Raw genomic sequence first — 20,290 nt, 5'->3', positions numbered from 1 at the left:
GCCGGCAGCGCGCGCCGCCGAGCTGGGAAAATACCGTGCCGCCCGTCCTCCTGCAGTGCCAGGCTGTTCCGGACGGGGGACGGCTGCTGGGGAGCGAGGCGGGGGACATGTGGGAAGCGCTGGACGCGGTGGACTGGCGGGCGCTGGACGCGGTGGGGCCCGACCATCCGGCCACCGACGTGCCGAAAGTGCTGCGCCGGATCGCCCGGGCGGACGCCACCACCAGGCCGGAGGCCGTGGAGCGGGCGTTCGCCGACCTGCAGGACCTCCTGTGCGCCCCGGGGCGGTTCACCGACGTGGGCACGGCCGCGCTGCCGTTCCTGGTGGATCTCGCCCTCGACCCGGAAACGGTCAAACGGCCGGACCTGGTCGAACTGCTGACGAGCCTGGCCGCCGACGGCGACGGCGAGGGCGGGGTCGGGCGCAGGGAGGCCGCCGCACGGGCGGCCTGGCGGCGGCAGTGGCCCCGCATCCGGAGGCTGCTCGACGACGGGGATCCGGTGGTCCGGCGGGCCGCCCTGCGGCTGATCGCCGACCGGACCGCGCCCCTGCTGGAGCGGTGGCACGAGGAGAGGGACCTCTCGGTCCGGGTGGCCCTGTTGCTGGCGCTGGGCCGGGCCGCGGCCGACGAGGACCCCACGGAGTCGACGCACGCCGAGGTACGGGCCGTGCTGGACGGTCTCCTCCACGGCGAGAACCCGGTGCTGCGGGTGGCGGCCGTGATCGCCACAGCACCTCTGGATCCACGGGTGCCGCTGCGTGCCCACCCCATGCTGCTGGAGATCCTCGCCGATCCCGTGGTCGCCCCGGAGTTCGGGGAGGTCTGGTACGCCCTCGACTGCGACATCCCGTACGAGCGCAACGACGTCGCGGCCTGGGTCGTGGGCCTGCTGGAGCTCGACATGACGGTGGCGACCTCGTTCGTGGCCGCACTGGCCGAGACCGGGAGCCGGATCGGTGATGCGGAGCTGCGCCGGTGCGCGCTGGACGAGGCGTGGCGACTGCTGTTGGCACGGCCCTCAGTGGAAGCGGCCGTGCTGCCGCTGGCGGCCGGGCTGCTGGCCGACCCGGACGACGACGTGCGCTACCGGGCCGTGCATCTGCTGGCGGTGCTCGGCCACCGGGCGGCCCCGCACGCCGACCGGCTCGCCGCCCTCCTCGACGACCCCGGGGAATCGAGGCTCTTCGACGGCACGGTCGGTATCCACGCAAGCTGGGCCCTGGCCCGGATCGGGGACCCGCGCGCCCTGCCGGAGCTCGTCGAGCGGCTCGTCGCGCACGGGGACGTGTGGGGCCGGGGCTGTCTCCCGGGCGAACCGCGGCATCCGTCCGTCGCCGACGTGCTGCGGCCGCTGCGCGCACACGCCGAAGTGCTACTGCCCGCGGTACGAGAAGCCCTTCGGGACGAGGTCTCCCGCACGGGGTGGCTGGTCGAGGACCTGCGAACGGTGCTCCATGCGTGGGGGGAGAACCCGCTGCTGCCCGGTGAGCCCACGCCGTACCCGCAGCCGTGGGAACCACCGTTGCCGGGGCCGGCGGAGGCGGAGGCGACGGTGCTCGCATACGCCGCCGACGGACAATGGCGCTGGGCGTTCACCATCGCCCTCGACACGCTCACCCACCACGGACACCTCACCCCACCGGTCCGGGAAGCACTGACGGCACTGAAGGCCGCGGACTGCCGACTCTCGGAGCACGGCGACTACCGGGCGATCCTCCAGGACGAGGAGATCCGCGCACGGATCGACCGGGTGCTCGCGCTGCCCTAGGAGAAACCCGACGTACGCGGGACGCTCGAAGGCGCCATGGACGGTCTCGGCCGTCGTCCGGACCGCCCGGACCGCCTGGGCGGGCCGGGCGACGAAGCACCGGCCCGGAGCCGGTTCCTAGGCGGACCTGCGGCGCATAGCCCGACGGATCCCGTACAGGACGACGAGCAGCACGATGACGACGACCACGCCGATCAGGAGCTTCTTGAACAGCCCGCTCTTCTTCTTGCTCTTCTTCTTCTTCTTGCTCTTCTTGTCCCCGGTGGTGGCCCGGACCTGGGACGACATCGGCGCGTGGAGACCGGTTGCCACGCCGGCGCCGGCGAGGTGACCGCTCTGCGGGAGCGCCGCGGCGGCCGGGGCCTGCCGGGCGGCCGGAGCGGCGGCCGAGGCCGTTGCCGCAGGGCCCAGTAGCAGCCCGGCGACCACGAAGAGCGGGATGAGTGCGGCTGCGACCATCGGGCGCTTCTTCGGATTGCTGTTCGTTGTCACTGTCTCCCCTGTTCTCCTTGCCCTGGCCGGGACCGGTGGGATCCGGAAGACCAGGGCTAGGGAGCATCGTCGACGAGTTCGACCGCCCCGGCAAGGACATGAGCCGCGCGACGTCGTCGAACGACCGGGCGACCGGTCGGCAGACGACGGGCTCAGACCCGGCGTGCGACGGCCGCCAGAGTGTCCTTGACCTCCTGCACCACGCGGGCCGCGTCCTCGGGGTTGTTCACCACATCCGTGTGGTTCATGTCGATGACGAGGACCTCGCTGGCCGAATAGTGCTTGTGCACCCAGTCGTCGTAGCCGGACCACAGCGTCCGGTAGTACGCGACGAGGCTCTCGTCCTGTTCGAAATCGCGGCCGCGCAGCCCGATGCGGTGCAGCACCGTCTCGAAGTCCGCCTTGAGGTAGACCATGAGATCGGGTGCCTTGCGGTACGGCAGGCCGTCGATCTCGCGCATCATCTCGTCGAGCAGCCCCTCGTACACCCGCATCTCGAGAGAGCTGATCCGGCCCAGGTCGTGATTGACCTTGGCGAAGTACCAGTCCTCGTAGATGGACCGGTCGAGGACGTTGTCGCCCTGCTTGTACGCGTCCTTGATCGAGGCGAACCGCGTCTGCAGGAAGTAGAGCTGGAGCAGGAAGGGGTAGCGCTTCGCCTGGATCTCCTCGGGGCTCGCCGTGTAGAAGAGCGGAAGGATCGGATTGTCGTCCACGCTCTCGTAGAAGACCTCGCTGCCCAGCTCCTTGGCGATCAGTTCGGCCACACTCGTCTTGCCGATGCCGATCATGCCTCCGACGCAGATCACTGGCATACCTCACTTCTCCCTGGGGGTCTTCTGTTCACGGGCGGGTGAGCCGGGCGCCCCACACCAATGAGACGCCCGCCGGCGGTCACGCGATTCCCCGGGATCTTCATGATGAGCGTCATGTGGTCCCCGTCCGGACCAGGGCCCTGACGCAGGCCGCTCTCCTCGACCGGCCGAACCGTTCCGCAGTCGCCGCGCACAGCGACGCGCCGCAGCCCAGCGGCCGCCTTGAATCTTAAATGACGATCCGCCCCGCGCAGGCCAGGGGAGCGGCGTACGGCAGATGGCGGACGGTACTTGTGGAGCTGCCCTGCGGTCAGCACGCTTGATCCATGACCACCCCCGCCCCCGGTCCGGTCCGGCCTCCTGCGACGGTCCGGGCGGACGACGCGCGCCGGGCCCTGGTGGCGGGATCCGTCGGCAACTTCATCGAGTGGTACGAGTTCGGGATCTACGGCTACTTCGCCACCGTCATCGCGGCCCAGTTCTTCACTCCGGAGGGCGGCAGCGAGGTGGAGGGGCTCGTCAAGGCGTACGCGTCGTTCGCCCTGGCGTTCTTCTTCCGGCCGGTCGGGGCCGCGGTGTTCGGGCGGTTCGGTGACCGGGTGGGCCGGCGGCCCGCCCTCGTCCTGGTCGTCGCTCTGATGACCGGTGCCACGGCAATGATCGGCGTGCTGCCGACGTACGCCTCGATCGGCGCGGCCGCGCCGTGGCTCCTGACATTGCTGCGGATCCTGCAAGGGCTGTCGGCGGGCGGGGAGTTCGGCGGGGCGGTCTCGGTCATGACGGAATGCGCGCCACCGGGCCGCCGGGGCCTGTACGGGGCCTGGCAGTCGTTCACGGTCGCGCTCGGCCTGCTGGCGGGCGCCGCCGTGGCAGTGGTCCTGGCGAGCGTACTGACAGCGTCGCAGCTGCACGGGTGGGGCTGGCGGGTGCCGTTCCTGCTGACCCTGCCCCTCGGGCTCGTCGCCCTGCGGCTGCGGTTGCGGCTGCCCCCGGAAGAGCCGCCCGCCCTCGCGCCGCCCGCCCTCGCGCCGCCCGCCCTCGCGCCGGGCGGCCGTCCCACGGGCGGCGGCGCCGGGCCCGACGGCCGGCCCCGGCCGTCTTCCCGGGAGACGGCCCGGGCCGTGGTGCTGGGCGTCGGACGGATGATGGGCTGGTCGGCGGCCGGCTACACCTTCCTGGTGGTCCTGCCCTCCTACCTGCAGAGCACGCTCGGGACCACCTTCCAGCAGGCACTGCTCGGCACCGTCCTGGCGAACCTGGGATTCGCCGCGTCGATCCTGCCCGCCGGCAGGCTGAGCGACCGGATCGGACGGCGGACGGTGATGGTGGCAGGGGCCCTGCTGGTGGCCGTCCTCGCGCTCCCGCTGCTGCACCTGGTGCAGGACCCCGGCGGGCCGGCGTACGCGAAGGGAGCGGCGCTGTTCGCCGCGGGGGCCGGCGTCGGCCTGATGGCGGGACCGGGGCCCGCGATGCTGGCCGAGATGTTCCCGGCCAGGGTGCGCTGTACCGGGCTCGGGCTGGCGTACGCGCTGTCCAACGCCGTCTTCTCGGGCTGTGCGGGACTGATCATCACCGAGGTGGTCGAGCGCACGGGGAACGTCGACGTCCCCGGGTACTACGCCGCGGCGACCTGCGCAGTCAGCGTCGCCGCGCTGCTGACGCTGCGCGGCGACGATCACCGGCGGGCGCTGCGGTGAGCGCCCTGCGCGTGGTCGGGCTGATGTCCGGCACGTCCTACGACGCCATCGACGCGGCCGCCGCCGACCTCTGCCTCGACGGCGACACGCTGCTGCTCACGCCCCTGGGGATGATCAGTACGGCCTACGACGACGATCTGCGGGCGGACCTGGCCGCGGCCCTGCCGCCCGCCGGGGCGGACCTGGCCACGGTGTGCCGGCTCGACACCCGCATCGGACGGGCCTTCGCCGCGGCGGCGGTGCGGGCGGACGAGGAGCTGTGCGGCGGACGGGCCGACCTGGTGGCGTCGCACGGGCAGACGGTCTTCCACTGGGCCGAGGACGGCCGGGTGCACGGCACGCTCCAGATCGGCGAGGCGGCCTGGATCGCCGAGGCGACCGGCCGGCCCGTCGTCTCCGGCTTCCGCACCCGCGACGTGGCGGCCGGGGGGCAGGGTGCGCCGCTGGTCAGCATCGTCGACGTGATGTGGCTGCGGGGACGGCCCGGAGTGCCGGTCGCGCTCAACCTGGGCGGGATCGGAAACGTGACGGTCGTGCCGGGCGGAGCCCACGGGGCCCACGGGGCGGAGGGGACCGGGGCCGAACCGCTGGCCTTCGACACCGGTCCCGCCAACGCCCTGATCGACGCGGCGGTGCGCGCGCTGGCGGGACGCGACGCCTCGGGCGAGGCCCGCTCGATGGACGCGGGCGGAGCTCTCGCCGCGCGGGGCACGGTCCACCCGCCGCTGCTGCGAAGGCTGCTGGACGAGCCGTACTACGCCCGTCCCGCGCCGAAGACGACGGGCAAGGAACTCTTCCACCTGTCCTATCTGCGCTCGGCGCTGGACTCGTGCGGGCCGCTGCCCGCCGAGGACGTCGTCGCCACGCTGACCCGGCTCACGGCCCGGACCGTCGCCGACGCGATCCGGCCCTTCGGGGCGACCGAGGTGATCGCGTCGGGCGGCGGGACGCGCAACCCGGTGCTGATGGACTGGCTGCGGGAGGAACTGGGCGGGGCCGGCGGGTGCGTGGTGCGGTCCTCGGACGAACTGGGGCTGCCTGCGGGGGCGAAGGAGGCGTACGCCTTCGCCGTTCTGGGCTGGCTCACCGCGCACGGTCTGGCGGGCACCGTCCCCTCGTGCACCGGCGCGCGGCACGCGAGCGTCCTCGGCTCGATCACGCCCGGTGGTCCGGGCCTGCGCCTGCCGCGGCCGCCGGCGACGGCACCGGTCCGGCTGACCGTCGGCGGCGGGGCCGGCACGGACCGGCCGGGCCACGCACGGTGACTCAGCCGGCCCGGTGGCGTCCGTGGCGGGCGCGCCAGCGCGCCAGGAGTTCGGCCGGCGTGCGGGGCGAGGGTGTCGGCTCGGCAGGCCACTGCTCGCTCCGCGTGAGCGGCAGGAACGGCATGAGGTAGCGCGCTCCCCCGATCTCCATGACGCAGAGCGGTTCGCCGCCGGGGATGTCGGGGCGCCCGACACGGACCGTGAAGGGGCGCGGGGCGCCGCCGCCGGGGAGCTCGCCGCGCAGCTCCGTCGCCGCGCGCCGCTCGGTTCGGGTGGAGGACACCACCTTGCCGTCGACGAGCAGCTCGGTACGGCCGCGCCCCGGACCGCGCACGACGGTGATCGAGTGGCCGTCCTGATCGAGGTGGAAACGCTGGTGGGCCCGAGCGTGCACGGCCACCTCCTGGATCCGTCCCGCGACACCAGCGTAGTGCGCGGGGCGGCACCTCACTCGGCCGGCAGCGGCGGCCGGTGCTGCGCCCACGGCCGGACCGCCTCCAGCTGCGCCGCCACCCGCAGGACGCTCACCTCGTCGTCGCGACGGCCGACCAGTTGCACGGCGAGGGGCAGCCCGTCCGCGCCGACCCCCGCCGGGACGGACGCGGCCGGGTGCCCGGTGACGTTCCACAGCGCGGTGTAGGCGACCATCGGGCGCGAACGCACCATGGCCGTCAGCAGTCCGGCCCCGTCCAGCGCGCCCGCCGGGCGGGGGCGCTCCGCGATGACCGGGGTCAGCAGCAGGTCCATGGTGGTGAACATCCGGTCGGCGCGCTCCGCCAGCCGCTCACCCGCCCTGATCCCGCGCTCCACGGCCGATTCGGGGACCAGCCTGGCCAGTGCGAGGACGCTGCGGGTCCGCCGCTCCAGCAGCTCGGGGCGTTCCACTGCGGCGGCCTCCGCCCGGACGCCCCCGCAGAACTGGGCGACGAAGGGGGCCGTCGCGTCGGGGTAGCGGGGGTCGACCTCCCGTACGTCGTGGCCCAGTTCGCGCAGCACCCGTACGGTCTCCAGCAGGGCTTCGACGTGCGCCGGATGCGGGCGCACGCCGGGCACGGCGGGCTTCGCCGAGTAGCCGATGCGCAGCCTGCCGGGCGGGGTCTCCAGGGCACGTACCCAGCCGGTGGCCGCGGGGCCGGGGCCGGCGCTCCATCGGTCGGAGGGGGTGGTGCCGGCGAGGACGTCGTAGAGGAGGGCGGAGTCGCGCACGGTCCGGGTCAGCGGGCCGACGGTGCCGAGGGCGTACCAGAGGTGGGGGTGGGGAGCGGTGGAGACCCGGCCGCGCTGGGGTTTGAGGCCGAACAGACCGCAGCAGGCGGCCGGAATGCGGATGGAACCACCGCCGTCGCCGCCGAGCGCCGCCGGGACCAGGCCGGCCGCGACGGCGGCGGCGCTGCCACCGCTGGAGCCACCGGGGGTGCGGGTGGTGTCCCACGGGTTGAGGGTGCGGCCGTACGCGGCGGATTCGGTGAAGGGCCACTGGCCGAACTCGGGCATCGCCGTCTTGCCGATGACGACGGCTCCGGCGGCGCGCAGGCGGCGTACGGCCTCGGAATCGGCGGTGACGGGGGTGCGGTTGGCGGCGCCGCCGAACGTGGTGACCTGCCCGGCGACGTCCAGTTCGTCCTTGACGGCGACGGGTACGCCGTGGAGGGGGCCGGCGGGCTCCTGAGCGTCGCGGGCGTCGGCCTCGGCGAGCGCCTGGTCGGCCAGGACGATGCGGAAGGATCCGAGGTCCGGGTCGGTGCGGGCGATACGGCGCAGCGCGGCTTCGACGAGGGCGCGGGAGGTGATCTTGCCGGCGCGCACCTGTTCGGCCTGCCGCTCGACTCCGAGGAACATCAACTCCGTGTCGTCCCGGTCCTGTTCCCGGCCCCGGGCCCTGCCCGCCGCGTCGTCCCTGTCGATGGCCACCACGTGTCCCCTCACCCCTTACCTGCCGGTAACTCCGGCCAAGGCTGTCGCTCCGCGACCCGCGCGTCAAGCGTGCGGAGCCGGACTCGGCCCATGGCCGCCGGGGCGGTCGCGGGGGCAGGACGCGGACCCGTACCGGGACGGGGAACGGCGGAATCGCACGCTTGGCTTAGGCTGACCCCATGGTGGGGCACTCAAGTACACGGCAGCGGCTCGTCGTCGCCCTCGTCTCCTTCGTCCTGGCGACCGTCGCGACGGTCGTGGCGGCGGCTTCGTCCACCGGTCAGGCGTCCGACGCGGCCGCACGCCCCGACGGCGGATTCCAGCGGCCCCCCGAGCCGCCCAAGGAGCACGATCTGCGCCTCGGCGTCTCCTACGGTGACACCCTCACCTGGAAGTCCGACGACGGCCTGGCCGCCGCCCTCAACGACGCGGTCGGCCTGGGCACCACCTGGATCCGGGTGGACCTGTCCTGGAACAACATCCAGCCGGACAGCCCGCGCACCTACCAGTGGCAGCGCTTCGACCGGATCGTCAAGGCGGCCCGCGACCGCAACCTCGACGTCCTCGCCACGGTCGCCTACACCCCCGAGTGGGCGCGGGCCGCGTCCTGTTCAGGGCACCGTCCCACGTGTCCGCCGGCCGACCCCAAGAAGTTCGCCGCGTTCGCGAAGCTCGCCGCCCTGCGTTACGCGCCCCAGGGCGTGCACACGTGGGAGGTCTGGAACGAGCCCAACATCCCCCAGTTCTGGTACCCCGAGCCCGACGCGAAGGCGTACACCACCCTGCTGAAGTCCACCGCCGCCTCGCTGCGCGAAGCCGACCCGACGGCGTACGTGCTGATGGGCGGTCTGGCTGCCGTCGGCACCTGGCCGTCGATCAAGTACGTCTCCCACCTGGACTTCCTGGAACAGGTATCCCGGCTCGGCGGCAACAAGGTGGTCGACGCGCTCAGCTACCACCCCTACGCCTGGCCCCAGCTCCCGCACGACGGCAAGGTGTTCAAGGAGATCAGCAGCGCCGGGGAGAACCTGGTCGGCGTCGCAGAGCGGCACGGGACACCCGGCCTGCCGGTGTGGCTGACGGAGACGGGTGCGCCGACCAACGGTCCCGGCAACCCCGCCGCCGACGAGAAGACCCGCACGGAGAACATCACCCACGTCACCGAGGAGTTCCAGGCGCGGATCGCCACCGACACCGTGCCGACCGCCGCGAAGGAGAAGTACGTGGCGGCCGCCTTCTGGTTCGCCCATCAGGACACGGCCACCGGCGACGACAAGAGCCATTCCAAGTACTACGGGCTGCGTCGCTACGACGGTTCCGCGAAGCCCGCGTTCGCCGCGCTCCGGGCGGCCGTCGAGGAGTACGGGAAGAAGCAGCCCCGGTAGCCGCCACGGCCCCCGGTCCGCGCACGGGGCACGGGGCCGGCCGGCGGTCACAGCGAGCGGAAAAGCGCCACGTACCGGGCCAGGAGGCCGTCCCAGGAGAACCGCTCACGCGCGGTACGCAGCCCCGCCTGCCCCAGCCGGTCCGCCAGATCGCCGTTCTCCAGGAGCCGCCGGCAGGCCCCCGCCAGGGCGCCGGGGTCGCCGGGAGGCACCAGCAGACCGGTCCGCCCGTCCTCGACGACGTACGGGATGCCGCCGACCCGCGAGCCGACCACGGGGGTGCCGCAGGCCATGGCCTCCACGAGGACCATGCCGAACGACTCGGCCTCGGTGACGGAGGGCAGGACCAGCACCGCCGCTTCGCGCACCACCCGGGCCAGGTCGGGTCCGGTCAGTTCGCCGGTCGCGGTGACCCGGTCCGCGAGGCCGAGGGACGCGGCCAGGGCGAGGTGGTCCTCGACCGCGTCGCCGCCGCCGACCAGGCGCAGCCGGGCCCCGGGCACTTCGGCCAGGGCGCGGACGAGGACGTCGACTCCCTTCCACGCCGAGGACCGGTCGATGCGGCCGACGTAGAGGAGCGTCGGCGGGCGGGTGGAGGGCGGCGGCCCCGGCGTGAAACGGCCGGTGTCGACGCCCGGACTGATCTCCAGGGCTCCGGGCCGTCCGGCGGCCAGGGAGACCGGGGACACGGCGACCAGGGCGCGGGCCCGTGCGAACACCCGGGGCAGCACCCGGCGTTCGTACACCCCGATGAGGCGGTCGGCGGCGCCGGTGCCGGGGCCGCCCTTGAGCATCGAGCCGGCGTGGTAGGTGAGCACGGCGGGGCGGCGTCCCGCCACGGCCACGGCGATGTCGCCGAGGCCCGGTACGGGGGCGTGGGCGTGGACCACGTCGGCGCCCGTGCGGCGCAGCCAGTACCGGACCTGGAACGGCCACAGGGGACTCAGGGGGGTGTTGGAGAGCCGGAACCAGGCGCCGAGCCGGACGACCCGCACGCCGTTCTCCACGGAGGTGCGGGTGCGCAGCCCGGGGCGGCTGGTGAGGACGACGGCGTCGAGACCGGGCGCGTCGTGCACGGCGCGGGCGACCCGGGCCGCGTACTGCTCGACGCCCCCGAGGTGCGGCGGGTAGTAGGGGGTGACGACGGCCACCGTGCGGGGGTTCACAGGGCGGCCCGCAGCAGGCCGGGGAAGCCGCCTGCTTCGGCGACGTAACCGGGCAGGCGGCGCTGCAGCTGCTCGCGGTAGCCGGAGTCGTCCTGGAGCAGCGGGCCGACGAGCGCCCACAGCCGGGGGTGTGTGACGTCCTCGATGGGCAGCACGTGGGCGCCGAGGCCGAGGTCGGCCATGATGCCGCGGGTCTTGTGCTCGTACTCGATGGCCACGCAGGGCACACCGCTGGTCAGGGAGAAGATCACCGAATGGAAGCGGGTACCGATCAGCAGGGCGCACTCGCGGTAGACGCCCTTGAGTTCGCGGTAGTCCACCCGGTCCTCGATCAGCAGGGGCGCCGTGGTGCAGTGGGCAGCGATCCGGCGCTCCACGATGCGGTCGTCGTCGCCCAGGTAGTCGGTGCTGACCTGCGGGATCAGCACCACGCGGGCTCCGGTGGCCTGGACGGCGTCGATCGTCGCGGCCAAGGCCCGTTCGTACGCGTCCTGAGCGGCCGGGGCCAGCCAGCGCCTGGCCGTGACCCCGACCAGCCGCTGCTCCGGTCCGACGCCGAGCCGGGCCCGCCAGTCGCAGGACGGCGGCGGGTCGAACGCGAAGCCGGAGTCGACGCCCCGGGTGACGACCGCGTCGGCGAGGCCGCAGCCGCGCAGCTGGGCCACGCTGACGTCCTCGCGGGCCAGGACGAGCGGGGACCGGCCGAGGGCGCGGGCGACGAGGCGCCGCTGGATCGACGAGGGGAACGGGCCGTAGGACTGCGGGGCGAAGACGACGGGCACGCCGGCGCGCTGGGCGAGCAGGACGGGCAACAGGACGAAGAAGACGTTCTGGTGGCCGTCGAGCCCCGGGCGGGCCAGGACGTACGCGCCTCCGGTGGACACCACCAGGTCGGCGCCGGTCAGGGCCTCCGCCTCGCGCCGGGCCTCGGCGGGCAGGACCCTGCGCAGGAGAGCGGCCGCGGCGCGGGGCAGCAGGAGCAGGCCGGCGCAGGCCGCCCCGACGTACACCTTCCGCAGTACCCGGCGGGACAGCGACGCGGTTCCGTCGGCGACGTGGCGGCGGATCGAGCCGAGGTTCGGGGCGTCCTCGAACGTGGGGTGGACGGCGGGGTCCTCCATGCCGGCGACGGACACGTCGGCGCCGGGGAACGCCTCACGGATCTGGCGCAGGCAGACGGAGAGCAGCGCGGCGTCGCCCGCGTTCTCCCGGACGTAGGCGTTGATCACCACGATCTTCACGGGCGGTACCTCTCGGCAGGTGATGCGGCGGCGGACGGCGGGGGTTCGGCCGTCGGCCCGGGCAGGCGCACGGCGCGCAGTGGGAGGGTGTCGACGGGGGACCAGCCGGGTCCGGGGTCGACGTCCGGTTGCGGAGGCCGGGGCGCGGAGGGCCGGCCGCGCAACAGGGCGACGGTGGCGAACAGTCCGGCGGCCAGGTTACCGATGCCCCAGGCGCAGCCGACCCAGACCAGCCCGCGTGGTGCCCACCACGCGGACAGGCCGATGGTGGTGCACGCGAGGATGGTGTTGGCGGTGATGAGCTGCTTCATCCGCTGGGCCAGCTTCAGCCCGAAACACGCCCAGGTGTTGAGGGCGACGGCGAGGGCGGCGACGGCGAGCACGCTGAGCAGCCCGCTCGCGGCCGCGGGGTAGCCGCCGCCGAACATCAGCAGGAGCAGCCCGCTGCCGGCCGCGACGACGGCCACGGCGGGCACCTGCACGGCGGCGATGATCTGCGCGGAGCGGCGCAGGAGTTCACCGAACCGGGACGGGTCGGAGGAGACCTCGGCGAAGACGGCCTCGCCCACGGCGGTGGAGACGGAGTTCAGGAGGGCGGCGATCTGGAAGGCGACGAAGTAGTAGCCGGCTTCGGGGGCGCCCAGCTTCTGGAGGACGATCAGCGGAGCGACGAGGACGGGCGCCAGGTTGATCAGGCTGGAGACGTAGCTGGCGACGGAGAAGCGGAGCTGTTCGCGCAGCCGGGTGCCCCGGGCGCGGAAGTCGAACCGGAAGCCGAGGCGGCGCCGCAGCAGGAGCAGGGCAGCGGCTCCGGCGACCGCGTAGCCGATGCCCGCCGAGCCGAGGATGCCTGCCGCGCCGAACCCGGCGAGGGCGACGGGCGCGGCGAGTTTGGCGAGGCCTTGGAGGAACCCGTCGAACAGCACGTTGTACTGCGCCATGCGGGCGCTGATGAAGACCGACTTGACCAGGAGGTTCAGCGAGGCAAAGGCGCAGGACAGGACGAAGAGGGCGGCGAGGTGCGGGTGGTCGCGGACGAACAGCAGCTTGTGTCCGTACCAGGGCAGCCCGAGCAGATAGATCCCGGCGGCCGCGCAGGAGACCAGCAGCACCAGGGCCGTGGACTGGGTGATCTGGCCGTTGCGGGCCCCGCCTTCGGCCGGGAACCGGATCAGGGTGCTGTTGAGCCCGAACATGCTGAGGTAGGACAGCAGCGAGGTCGCGGAGATCAGCGAAGTGGCCAGACCGACCTGCTCGGGCGGGTAGAAGCGGGCGACGACCACCCAGAAGAGGAAGCTCAGCCCGGCCGTCGTGACGGTGGACGCCAGCAGGAAGAACGAGCTCCGGAACATCTGGTCCGCGGGCCGGGCATGCCTACCCACGGCCGGCGTCCCGATAGTGCCCGAGCAGCGCCGTGACGTGCCGGTCCCAGCCGAAGGACGCCTCGGCGAACGCGCGGGCGGCGGCTCCCATCACGGCCCGCCGGCCGGGGTCCGCGACCAGGCCGTCGAGCGCGGCGCGCAGCGCGGAGGTGGTGCGGGGCACCAGCAGGGCGACATCGCGGTCCAGGCCGTAAGGGGCGTATCCGGGGTCGTCGGTCGTGACGACGGGCAGGCCGGAGGCCATGGCCTCCTGGACGGTCAGCGGGAAGCCCTCGGCGGTGGAGGGCAGGGCGAACACGTCGCACGCGCGGTAGGCGTCGGCGAGGTCCCCGGCGGACAGGGCGCCGAGGCGGTGGACGCCGGAGCGTCCGGCGAGGGCCCCGCCGTCCCCGTCCCCGTCACCGGCGAAGACGAGGTCGTACGCGGCGTCCCCGGCGTGGGCGTCGAGGAGGAGGCCGTACCCCTTCTTGGGGACGAGCCGGCCCGCGAAGAGCACCAGGGTGCGTCCGGCCGGCAGACCGAGCCGCGCACGGGCCGCGGCGCGCTCCGCGGGGTCGGCGGGCGGCCGGAACAGGCCGGTGTCCACGCCGTTGGCGAGGTGGTGGCGGGCCTCGGCGCGGGCGCCGAGCCTCCGGACGAACGCGGCGACGTCGGCGTTGACGGTGAGCACCCGGCGGGCGCGGCGGAGCTGAGGCCTGCCCGCGACGGCGTAGACGGCCCGCTGGACGGCGCGTACCAGGGCCGAGGGGTGTGCCACCAGGCCGACGTGCTGGGTCACCACGGTGGGGGTGCGGGTGGCGGCCGCGGCGAGTCCGGCCGCCCAAGAGGAGGCGTAGAGGCAGTCGTGGACGTGGACGACGTCCGCGTGGCGGGCCCAGCGAAGGGCGGCGGGCAGCAGGGCGGGCGAGAACAGCGGGAACGGGACGCCCGACCGGCGCTCCACCACGTTGGACGCGGCGACGCGTACGACACGGACGCCGTCCTCGTGGTGGGTCCCGGCTCGGTCGCCGCTGGTCAGGACGGTGACGTCGGCGCCGTGCCGGGCCAGGTGCAGCGCCTCGTTGCGGACGACGTTCTCGATGCCGCCCAGGTGCGGCGGGTAGTAGTGGCTGACGAGCAGGACCCGGGGCCGGCGCTGGACGTGGTTCACCGGTAGATCACGGCCCCTTCGTTGCTGTAGATCAGGTTCCGTGTGGTGTCGAGGAGGTTGCGCGGATACCGGTACGTCACGAGGTCGCCCCGGAAGAAGACGGTGACCTCGTCCTTGCGGGTGGGGGTGGACCCGAGCAGTACGTAGGACTGGGACCGCAGCAGCGTGGGGTGGACGCTGTCCTGCGTGCGGACGGTGAAGAGGGTCTGCAGACGGCTGAACGAGTACCGGTCGGTCTGCACGACGAGGTCGTCGCCCGCCGCCCGCTGGTTGAGCCACATGGCGGCCCGGCGGTCCTCGGCGTGCGGGTAGTAGATGTCGTAGGAGGGGCCGGAATTGCTGAGCGCGAGCTGCGCGGGGTACCCGCCGAGCGCCTTGGGGACGACCCCGGTCAGGTCGAGCAGCAGCCCGGCGACGAGGACGCACAGGAGGGGGACGGCCCGGCGGCCGGCCCAGCGCACCGCCCACAGGGCGCCGGCGGCGATGAACGGGGCGAAGAACAACAGGCCCTGCTGGAAGGCGCGGAGCACGCTGTAGTCGACCGACAGCTGCGGCACCAGGGTGAACAGGCCCATCATCGCCAGGGCGCCCGTGGTGAGGGTGGTCTGATCGCGCAGGGGCGTGAACGGGCTCCCCCGGCCGCGCAGGGCGATCACGAACCCGACCAGGACCAGGACCTGGAGCAGCAGGGCGGCGGCCTGGCGGAGCACCCCGTTGAGGGCGGGCACGCTCAGGCCGGTGGCGTCCAGCACCCGGCCGACGGGGGTCAGCGGCAGGTTCTCCTTCTCTGCCACGGGCGTGGGGTACTTCGCGAGGCCCTCCAACGACGGGTACGTGCCGGCGGCGCGGTCGGCCCGGGTGTAGCCGAGGGTGTCCTCGCGGTATTCGGCGAGCCGTTCCTCGGGGGTGACCCCGGCGCCGCCGAACAGGCTGTAGCGGGTGTCGGAGGAGCCGCCGCGGGCGTCGCCGGACCCGAACAGGTCGCTCGCGACGACGCGCAGAGTGCTTTCGAGCTGGCCACCGGTGTGGGTGAGGGGACCGGCCCAGAGCAGCGCGAGAACGGCCGGTACGGCCACCGTCCACCAGGTCAGGAAGGTCCGCCTGCGGTCCTGGCCGCGGGCGCGGTGCGGATGGGCACGACCCCGGCGGGAGGCCAGCCGCCAGACCTTGTCCACGGTGAACGCCGTCGCCAGGGTGCCGACGATCACGTAGATCGTCGAGTAGTGCGACAGGACCACTCCGGCCAGCAGCACCGTGAACACCACGCGCCGCAGGGGCAGCGGGCGCCGCGCATCCGTCAGGACGAGCATCGCGCAGGCCAGGAGCAGGAAGGCGATGGCCTGCCGGCCCAGGAACGGCATGTCGGTGAAGAAGGTGGGGAACGCCATGAAGAACACGGCGGAGAGCAGCGCCACGAGCGGGGGCGCCACATTGCGGACCGCGCGGTGGACCAGCACCGGAGTCAGGGCGAACAGCAGCGGCAGGACGGCCTTGAAGACGTAGACGTCCTCGATCCCCGTGAGCCGGAACACGCTGACCGGGAGCAGGGTGATGCTCAGACACGCGTTGTACGGGTCGGTGTAGGCGGAGATGTCCCAGAACCCGCCGCCGAGGGTGAGCCGGTAGTAGAGGTACTCGCGCTGGATGTCGTGCCCGGTGATGTACCAGCCGCGCAGGGAGGTGAGCAGCAGCAGGGTCGCGGAGGCCACGTAGATCCCGGCCTCCAGGACGGCCGGGGAGCAGCGGCCGTGGCGCACCAGCAGGAGCACGACCAGCGCTGCGACGAGGACGAGGGCGGCCGTGCTGACGCCGCCGCCCAAGCCGTTGTTGAGCCTGATCGGACCGGCCACCGAGAGCACCAGAGCGACTCCGGACACCCAGGCCACCGGGCGGGCGCCGCGCAGGGGTGCGCCGCGCACGAGGGGACGTCGTGACTGGGGAGCGAGGGTTCCGAGGACGAGGAGCACCGCGGTGGTCGCCGAGGCCAGCACCAGCCGGGTCAGGGGCCGTCCCACGCCGAGCAGCGGCAGCACGGTGTTGACGCCCAGCGCCACCAGGATGTCGAGGAGCACGGCGAGGCCGGCCGCCAGCAGGAGGGAGCCGCTGCGGGTGGAGACCACCTTGTCGGTGAGGCCGCGCAGCAGCAGTACGGGTGCGGCGAAGAGCAGCCACAGGCCGACCGGCGCGAGCAGGAGGGCGGGGACGCCGGGCAGCGTCTCGACGGCGCAGGCGGGGCCGAGGCTCAGCAGGACGCCGAGCCGTCCGCGGAGCCAGGGGGGCGGGTTCATATCCCCGCCTTCCGGTACACGAGCTCCACCTGCCGGGCGACTTCCTCCCAGGTGTGGCGGCGGGCCCGCTCGGCGCTGCGGCCGGCCAGCCGGTCGCGCAGACCGGGGTCGGACGCGAGGCGGTCCACCGCCGCGGCGAGCGCGGCCGGGTCCGGTGCGGCCAGCAGACCGACGCCGCGGAGCAGCTCCGTGTTGCCGGGGACGTCGGTGGCCAGGACCGGCAGGGCGCCGGCCATGGCCTCCAGCGCGGCGAGCGGCATGCCCTCGCGGTCGGAGGGCAGGACGAAGGCGTCGGCGTCCGCGTAGGCGGCGAGGAGGTCCCCGCCGTGCAGGGGCCCGGTGAACTCGACGCGCTCGCCCAGGCCGAGACGGGCGGCCCGGGCGCGCAGTTCGGCGTCGAGCTCGCCGCCGCCGACGACGCGGAGCCTGACCGGGGCGTCGACCAGGCTGATCGCGTCGAGCAGGCGCGCGAGGTTCTTCTGGGCGCTGAGGCGGCCGACGTAGAGCAGGCGCAGGGGCCGGGTGGCGGTGGACGCGCCGGCCGGGGCGGCGGCGGGGGCGGGCCGGAAGAACTGCGGACCCACTCCGTTGGGCACCACGTGCACGCGCGCGGGCGGCACCCGGTAGGCCTCCTCGACGAAGCGGGCTTGCTGCTCGGTCAGGACGATGACCGCCGCGGCGGCGCGTGCGACGCGTCCGAAGACGTGCTTCTTGTAGGCGGGCAGGAGTCCGCCGAGGCGTCCGCTGGCGTCCACGTCGAGGTGGAAGTGGAGCACGAACGGCTGTCGGCGCAGCCGGGCGGCGAGCGCCACCGTCTCCGGCAGGAGGGCGTGCGCGCAGTGCGCGTGCAGGACGGCGCCGCGCGGCGCGGCCAGGAGCGAGCCGAGGAGCCCGGGCGCGATCGCGGTGTGCGCGAACTCGGTGGCGCGGTGCCTGCGTACGGCCACGCCGTCCTCCCGGGCCCGCCGTGGCGCGCCGCCGGAGCCCAGCGTGGTGGTGACGACGCGGACGTCGTGGCGTTCGGCGAGGCGGCGCGACAGTTGCAGCACGACGCGCTCGAGGCCGCCGAGGTGCGGGGGATAGTACGGGGTGATCTGGAGAACAGTGCGCATCAGAGTTCCGGGGGCGGGCCGAAGCGGAAGTGGAGGGTCTGGGGATGCCCGGTCAGCGAGACCCGGACCAGGGCGACGTCGGTCCCCTTGGCGCGGATCCGCGCCGTGACCGGGACCGCGGCGCCCTGGTGGGGTTCGACCGGGTAGGTTCCGGTCGCCAGCACCCTGCCGTCCGCAGCCTCGACGGTGAGCGTCGCGACCAGTGACCGGGCCCCGGAACCACGGTCGTTCACGGCGAAGGGAACGAGGACGCTCGCCCCGTCGAAGCGGGGGTTCTCGGTGAAGTAGAGCTCGATGAAGGCGGCTTGCCGGCGGGTGAACGAGTCCAGGAGGACCGTCCGCACGGGCGGCAGCGACCAGGCGCCCGCGCACAGGCCGGCAGCGACGGCGAACACCAGGGCCGCTCGGATCAGACGCTTCCTCATGCCGGGGTGTGCCGCCGTTCGTAGCGCGCAGGGCGGTCCTCACCGGGCCGGCGGAAGCGGTGTTCGAAGAGCTGGCGCAGGTTGGCCATGCCGTCGGGCAGCGCGTTGAGCTTCACCTGGCCCTGACGGTCGCGGTATTCGATGGGCACTTCGAGGTACCGGTAGCCGGCCCGGGTGGCGGCGTTCTTGATCTCCTGGGAGAAGGCCATGCCCGTCGACTTCACGTCGACGCCTTCCCAGACGTAGCGCCGGAAGACCCACATACCGGACTGCGAGTCGCGCAGCCCGTTGCGGAACAGGGCCCTGCTCAGGGCGCTCAGCGCGTAGTTGGCGATGGTGTGGGACCACTTCATCGCCGAGCGGTTCTCGCGGCGGAGCCGGTTGGTCGTCATGAACTCGACGTCGGCTTCGGTCAGGGTGCCCAGCAGCTCGGGCAGGGAGTCGAACGGGTAGGTGCAGTCGGCGTCGCCGGTGGCTATGACGTCGCCCTTCGCCGCGTGGAACCCGGCGTGGTAGGCGTTGCCGTAACCGCGCTCCGGCTGCGAGACCACGGTGGCGCCGAGCGAGGCGGCCACCGCGGCGGTGTCGTCGGTGGAAGCGTTGTCCACGACGATGACCTCGGTCTCCCAGCCCAGGGCGCGGAGCGCGCCCGTGGGCACCGAGTTCACCACGGTGGGCAGGTTGGGCGCCTCGTTGAGCGCCGGAATCACGACGGAAAGCGTATTCAATTCATCCCCCGGTGCCGGACTGGAACGACGGCCGTGCGAGCGCCGCGGCAACTGAGGGCCTTCACATCGTGGAGTCTCGGCCGCACACGTGAAGCCGGGCGGTCTGCTGGGTGTTCTCTGGTACGGACGTCAGCCCGGTGTCCGGGCCAGCGGTGACCTTATCCGACTCGCGAGACGCCCACCCACCCGTGTGATCTGCCCGTGACGATCGAACCGGTGCGAATCCGGGCGGAAACGGATCAACCGATGAGCCAGGAACCGACGGGCTTGATCTCCTTGTCCAGCTTTCCGCCCTTCAGGGCGAGAACCTGATCCGCGGTCAGCGGCTTGTCCCACACCAGCACGTGACCGATGACCCCGGCCCAGGGTCCGCTCCAGATCCCGTGGTGGCGGGAGCGGCCGAGCTGCAGCGGCCCCTGGCCCGCCCAGGCGGCCGGCACCGCGGCGCGGCCGGCCTCCTTGCCGTCGACGTACAGCGTCAACGTCTTGGCCTCGGCGTCGTACACGCCGGTCAGCAGGGCCCAGGTGCGGACCGTGTTGGATCCGTCGGAGACGGCGCCCACGGCGGTGGACGCCGCGCCCTTCTCGTCGGTCTGCATCCGGAACACCCAGGCCTTCTTGCCGTTGCTGTCCTCGCGGCCCAGCTCGAAGGAGTACGAGGTGCCGTCGCCCTGGCTGATGGCGAACCGCGATCCGCCGTCGGCCTCGTTGTAGACCCAGGCGGAGACGGTGAAGCTCTTGGACGCGTCGACGACCTGCTCGGCGGCCTGCGCGTAGGAGTTGCCGTTGCTGCGCAGGCGCAGCACGTTGCCGTTGTCCACCTTGCCGAGAACGGCGTCGGGGCTGAGCGCGATGTTGACCTGGCCGGAACGGTCCCGCAACAGGTTCGGCTCGCCCGGGACGGTGGGCGCGTTGGCGTCCGCGGAGTCCTGTCCGGGGGCGGCGGGCGCCCCCTGCGAGGCGCCGGGGCCCGGACCGCCTCCGTCCTTGTCGTTCCTGTCCAGGATGAAGAAACCCGCGCCGATGCCGAGGCCGCACGCCGCCACCCCGATGGCAGCCATCCATATCCGCTTGCGCGTCCGCTGCTGCGACTCCGAACGGTCCGCCATCGCCTGCCAGTCGGGCTGGGGAGAGGGCGTGAACGCGGCCGGCGACGGCGACGGCTGCGGCTGGGGCGCCTGGGGCGCCTGGGGGTAGTGCGGCGGCCCTCCGGCACTCTCCGGCAGGGGCAGCGGCTGCTGGTACGGATTGGGCTGCCCGGGCTGCGGGAAGCCGTAACCGCCGGGCGCCCCCTGGGGGTACCCATAGCTCCCCTGCCCCGCGGCGGGGTCCTGCTGGGGAGTGTTCTCGCGATCCGTACCGTCAGTCATGGGACGGATCGTAAAACATGACCGGCGAGCCGCCACCAGACGGTACGTCACGAGCCACGACGGGCTGCCCGGGCAGGGGCCCCGGCCGCTG

Annotated in this window: 17 protein-coding genes; 4 read left to right on the top strand and 13 right to left on the bottom strand. The window is 73.4% G+C overall.

What is annotated here, in order from left to right; translation table 11 throughout:
• Window positions 1–35 precede the first annotated feature (35 nt).
• On the top strand, window positions 36–1,769 hold the full coding sequence (locus ACGFZK_RS10310; RefSeq protein ID WP_393848419.1) for a HEAT repeat domain-containing protein: 1,734 nt from the start codon (window positions 36–38) through the stop codon (window positions 1,767–1,769).
• 117 nt (window positions 1,770–1,886) lie between these two features.
• Here the strand turns inward: ACGFZK_RS10310 and ACGFZK_RS10305 are convergent, their stop codons facing one another.
• Window positions 1,887–2,228, bottom strand: a complete 342-nt coding sequence (locus ACGFZK_RS10305) for a hypothetical protein (RefSeq protein ID WP_393848418.1) — start codon at window positions 2,226–2,228, stop codon at window positions 1,887–1,889.
• 185 nt (window positions 2,229–2,413) lie between these two features.
• Window positions 2,414–3,076, bottom strand: a complete 663-nt coding sequence (locus ACGFZK_RS10300) for a deoxynucleoside kinase (protein ID WP_393848417.1) — start codon at window positions 3,074–3,076, stop codon at window positions 2,414–2,416.
• A gap of 326 nt (window positions 3,077–3,402) precedes the next feature.
• Here ACGFZK_RS10300 and ACGFZK_RS10295 point away from each other — a divergent pair, with 326 nt between their 5' ends.
• Window positions 3,403–4,773: an MFS transporter gene (locus ACGFZK_RS10295; protein ID WP_393848416.1), complete on the top strand. Its 1,371-nt coding sequence runs from the start codon at window positions 3,403–3,405 to the stop codon at window positions 4,771–4,773.
• A 5-nt stretch (window positions 4,774–4,778) separates the two neighbouring features.
• Window positions 4,779–6,038, top strand: coding sequence for an anhydro-N-acetylmuramic acid kinase (locus ACGFZK_RS10290; RefSeq protein WP_393848502.1), 1,260 nt, complete (start codon window positions 4,779–4,781; stop codon window positions 6,036–6,038).
• 1 nt (window position 6,039) lies between these two features.
• On the opposite strand, the gene ACGFZK_RS10285 is transcribed toward ACGFZK_RS10290, so the two are convergent.
• Together ACGFZK_RS10285 and ACGFZK_RS10280 are read right to left on the bottom strand one after the other, a co-directional pair.
• The gene (locus ACGFZK_RS10285) at window positions 6,040–6,432 is read right to left on the bottom strand and encodes a hypothetical protein (RefSeq protein ID WP_393848415.1); all 393 of its coding nucleotides are present in this window, start codon (window positions 6,430–6,432) and stop codon (window positions 6,040–6,042) included.
• A 53-nt stretch (window positions 6,433–6,485) separates the two neighbouring features.
• Window positions 6,486–7,949 carry an amidase gene (locus tag ACGFZK_RS10280; RefSeq protein ID WP_393848414.1) on the bottom strand — a complete coding sequence of 488 codons (1,464 nt, stop codon included), beginning with the start codon at window positions 7,947–7,949 and terminating at the stop codon, window positions 6,486–6,488.
• Between the two features lie 182 nt (window positions 7,950–8,131).
• Between ACGFZK_RS10280 and ACGFZK_RS10275 the strand changes: the two genes are divergently transcribed.
• Window positions 8,132–9,337 carry a cellulase family glycosylhydrolase gene (locus ACGFZK_RS10275; protein ID WP_393848413.1) on the top strand — a complete coding sequence of 402 codons (1,206 nt, stop codon included), beginning with the start codon at window positions 8,132–8,134 and terminating at the stop codon, window positions 9,335–9,337.
• Window positions 9,338–9,384: 47 nt separating this feature from the next.
• On the opposite strand, the gene ACGFZK_RS10270 is transcribed toward ACGFZK_RS10275, so the two are convergent.
• The 9 genes from ACGFZK_RS10270 to ACGFZK_RS10230 form a co-directional block, all read right to left on the bottom strand.
• Window positions 9,385–10,503: a glycosyltransferase family 4 protein gene (locus ACGFZK_RS10270; protein WP_393848412.1), complete on the bottom strand. Its 1,119-nt coding sequence runs from the start codon at window positions 10,501–10,503 to the stop codon at window positions 9,385–9,387.
• A complete protein-coding gene (locus ACGFZK_RS10265; protein ID WP_393848411.1) occupies window positions 10,500–11,744 on the bottom strand; it encodes a polysaccharide pyruvyl transferase family protein in 1,245 nt (414 codons plus the stop codon). The genes ACGFZK_RS10270 and ACGFZK_RS10265 overlap by 4 nt, the downstream gene beginning before the upstream one ends.
• Window positions 11,741–13,126, bottom strand: coding sequence for a lipopolysaccharide biosynthesis protein (locus ACGFZK_RS10260; RefSeq protein WP_393848410.1), 1,386 nt, complete (start codon window positions 13,124–13,126; stop codon window positions 11,741–11,743). Before ACGFZK_RS10260 ends, ACGFZK_RS10265 begins: the two co-directional genes overlap by 4 nt.
• Window positions 13,119–14,276 carry a glycosyltransferase family 4 protein gene (locus ACGFZK_RS10255; protein ID WP_393848409.1) on the bottom strand — a complete coding sequence of 386 codons (1,158 nt, stop codon included), beginning with the start codon at window positions 14,274–14,276 and terminating at the stop codon, window positions 13,119–13,121. The genes ACGFZK_RS10260 and ACGFZK_RS10255 overlap by 8 nt, the downstream gene beginning before the upstream one ends.
• A complete protein-coding gene (locus ACGFZK_RS10250) occupies window positions 14,273–16,564 on the bottom strand; it encodes a hypothetical protein (protein ID WP_393848408.1) in 2,292 nt (763 codons plus the stop codon). Before ACGFZK_RS10250 ends, ACGFZK_RS10255 begins: the two co-directional genes overlap by 4 nt.
• Entirely contained in the window at window positions 16,561–17,676 is a 1,116-nt protein-coding gene (locus ACGFZK_RS10245; protein WP_393848407.1) for a glycosyltransferase family 4 protein, read from the bottom strand. Before ACGFZK_RS10245 ends, ACGFZK_RS10250 begins: the two co-directional genes overlap by 4 nt.
• Window positions 17,676–18,101, bottom strand: a complete 426-nt coding sequence (locus tag ACGFZK_RS10240) for a hypothetical protein (protein ID WP_393848406.1) — start codon at window positions 18,099–18,101, stop codon at window positions 17,676–17,678. Before ACGFZK_RS10240 ends, ACGFZK_RS10245 begins: the two co-directional genes overlap by 1 nt.
• The gene (locus tag ACGFZK_RS10235) at window positions 18,098–18,811 is read right to left on the bottom strand and encodes a glycosyltransferase family 2 protein (RefSeq protein WP_393848405.1); all 714 of its coding nucleotides are present in this window, start codon (window positions 18,809–18,811) and stop codon (window positions 18,098–18,100) included. The genes ACGFZK_RS10240 and ACGFZK_RS10235 overlap by 4 nt, the downstream gene beginning before the upstream one ends.
• Before the next feature lie 257 nt (window positions 18,812–19,068).
• Window positions 19,069–20,199 (bottom strand): LamG domain-containing protein, encoded by a 1,131-nt coding sequence (locus tag ACGFZK_RS10230; RefSeq protein WP_393848404.1) that lies wholly within the window; start codon window positions 20,197–20,199, stop codon window positions 19,069–19,071.
• Window positions 20,200–20,290 lie beyond the last annotated feature (91 nt).

This window comes from Streptomyces sp. NPDC048257 (assembly GCF_043201855.1).
GTDB lineage: Bacteria > Actinomycetota > Actinomycetes > Streptomycetales > Streptomycetaceae > Streptomyces.
Note: the sequence above shows the minus strand (reverse complement) of the source record. Positions and strands in the feature narration are given on the sequence as shown.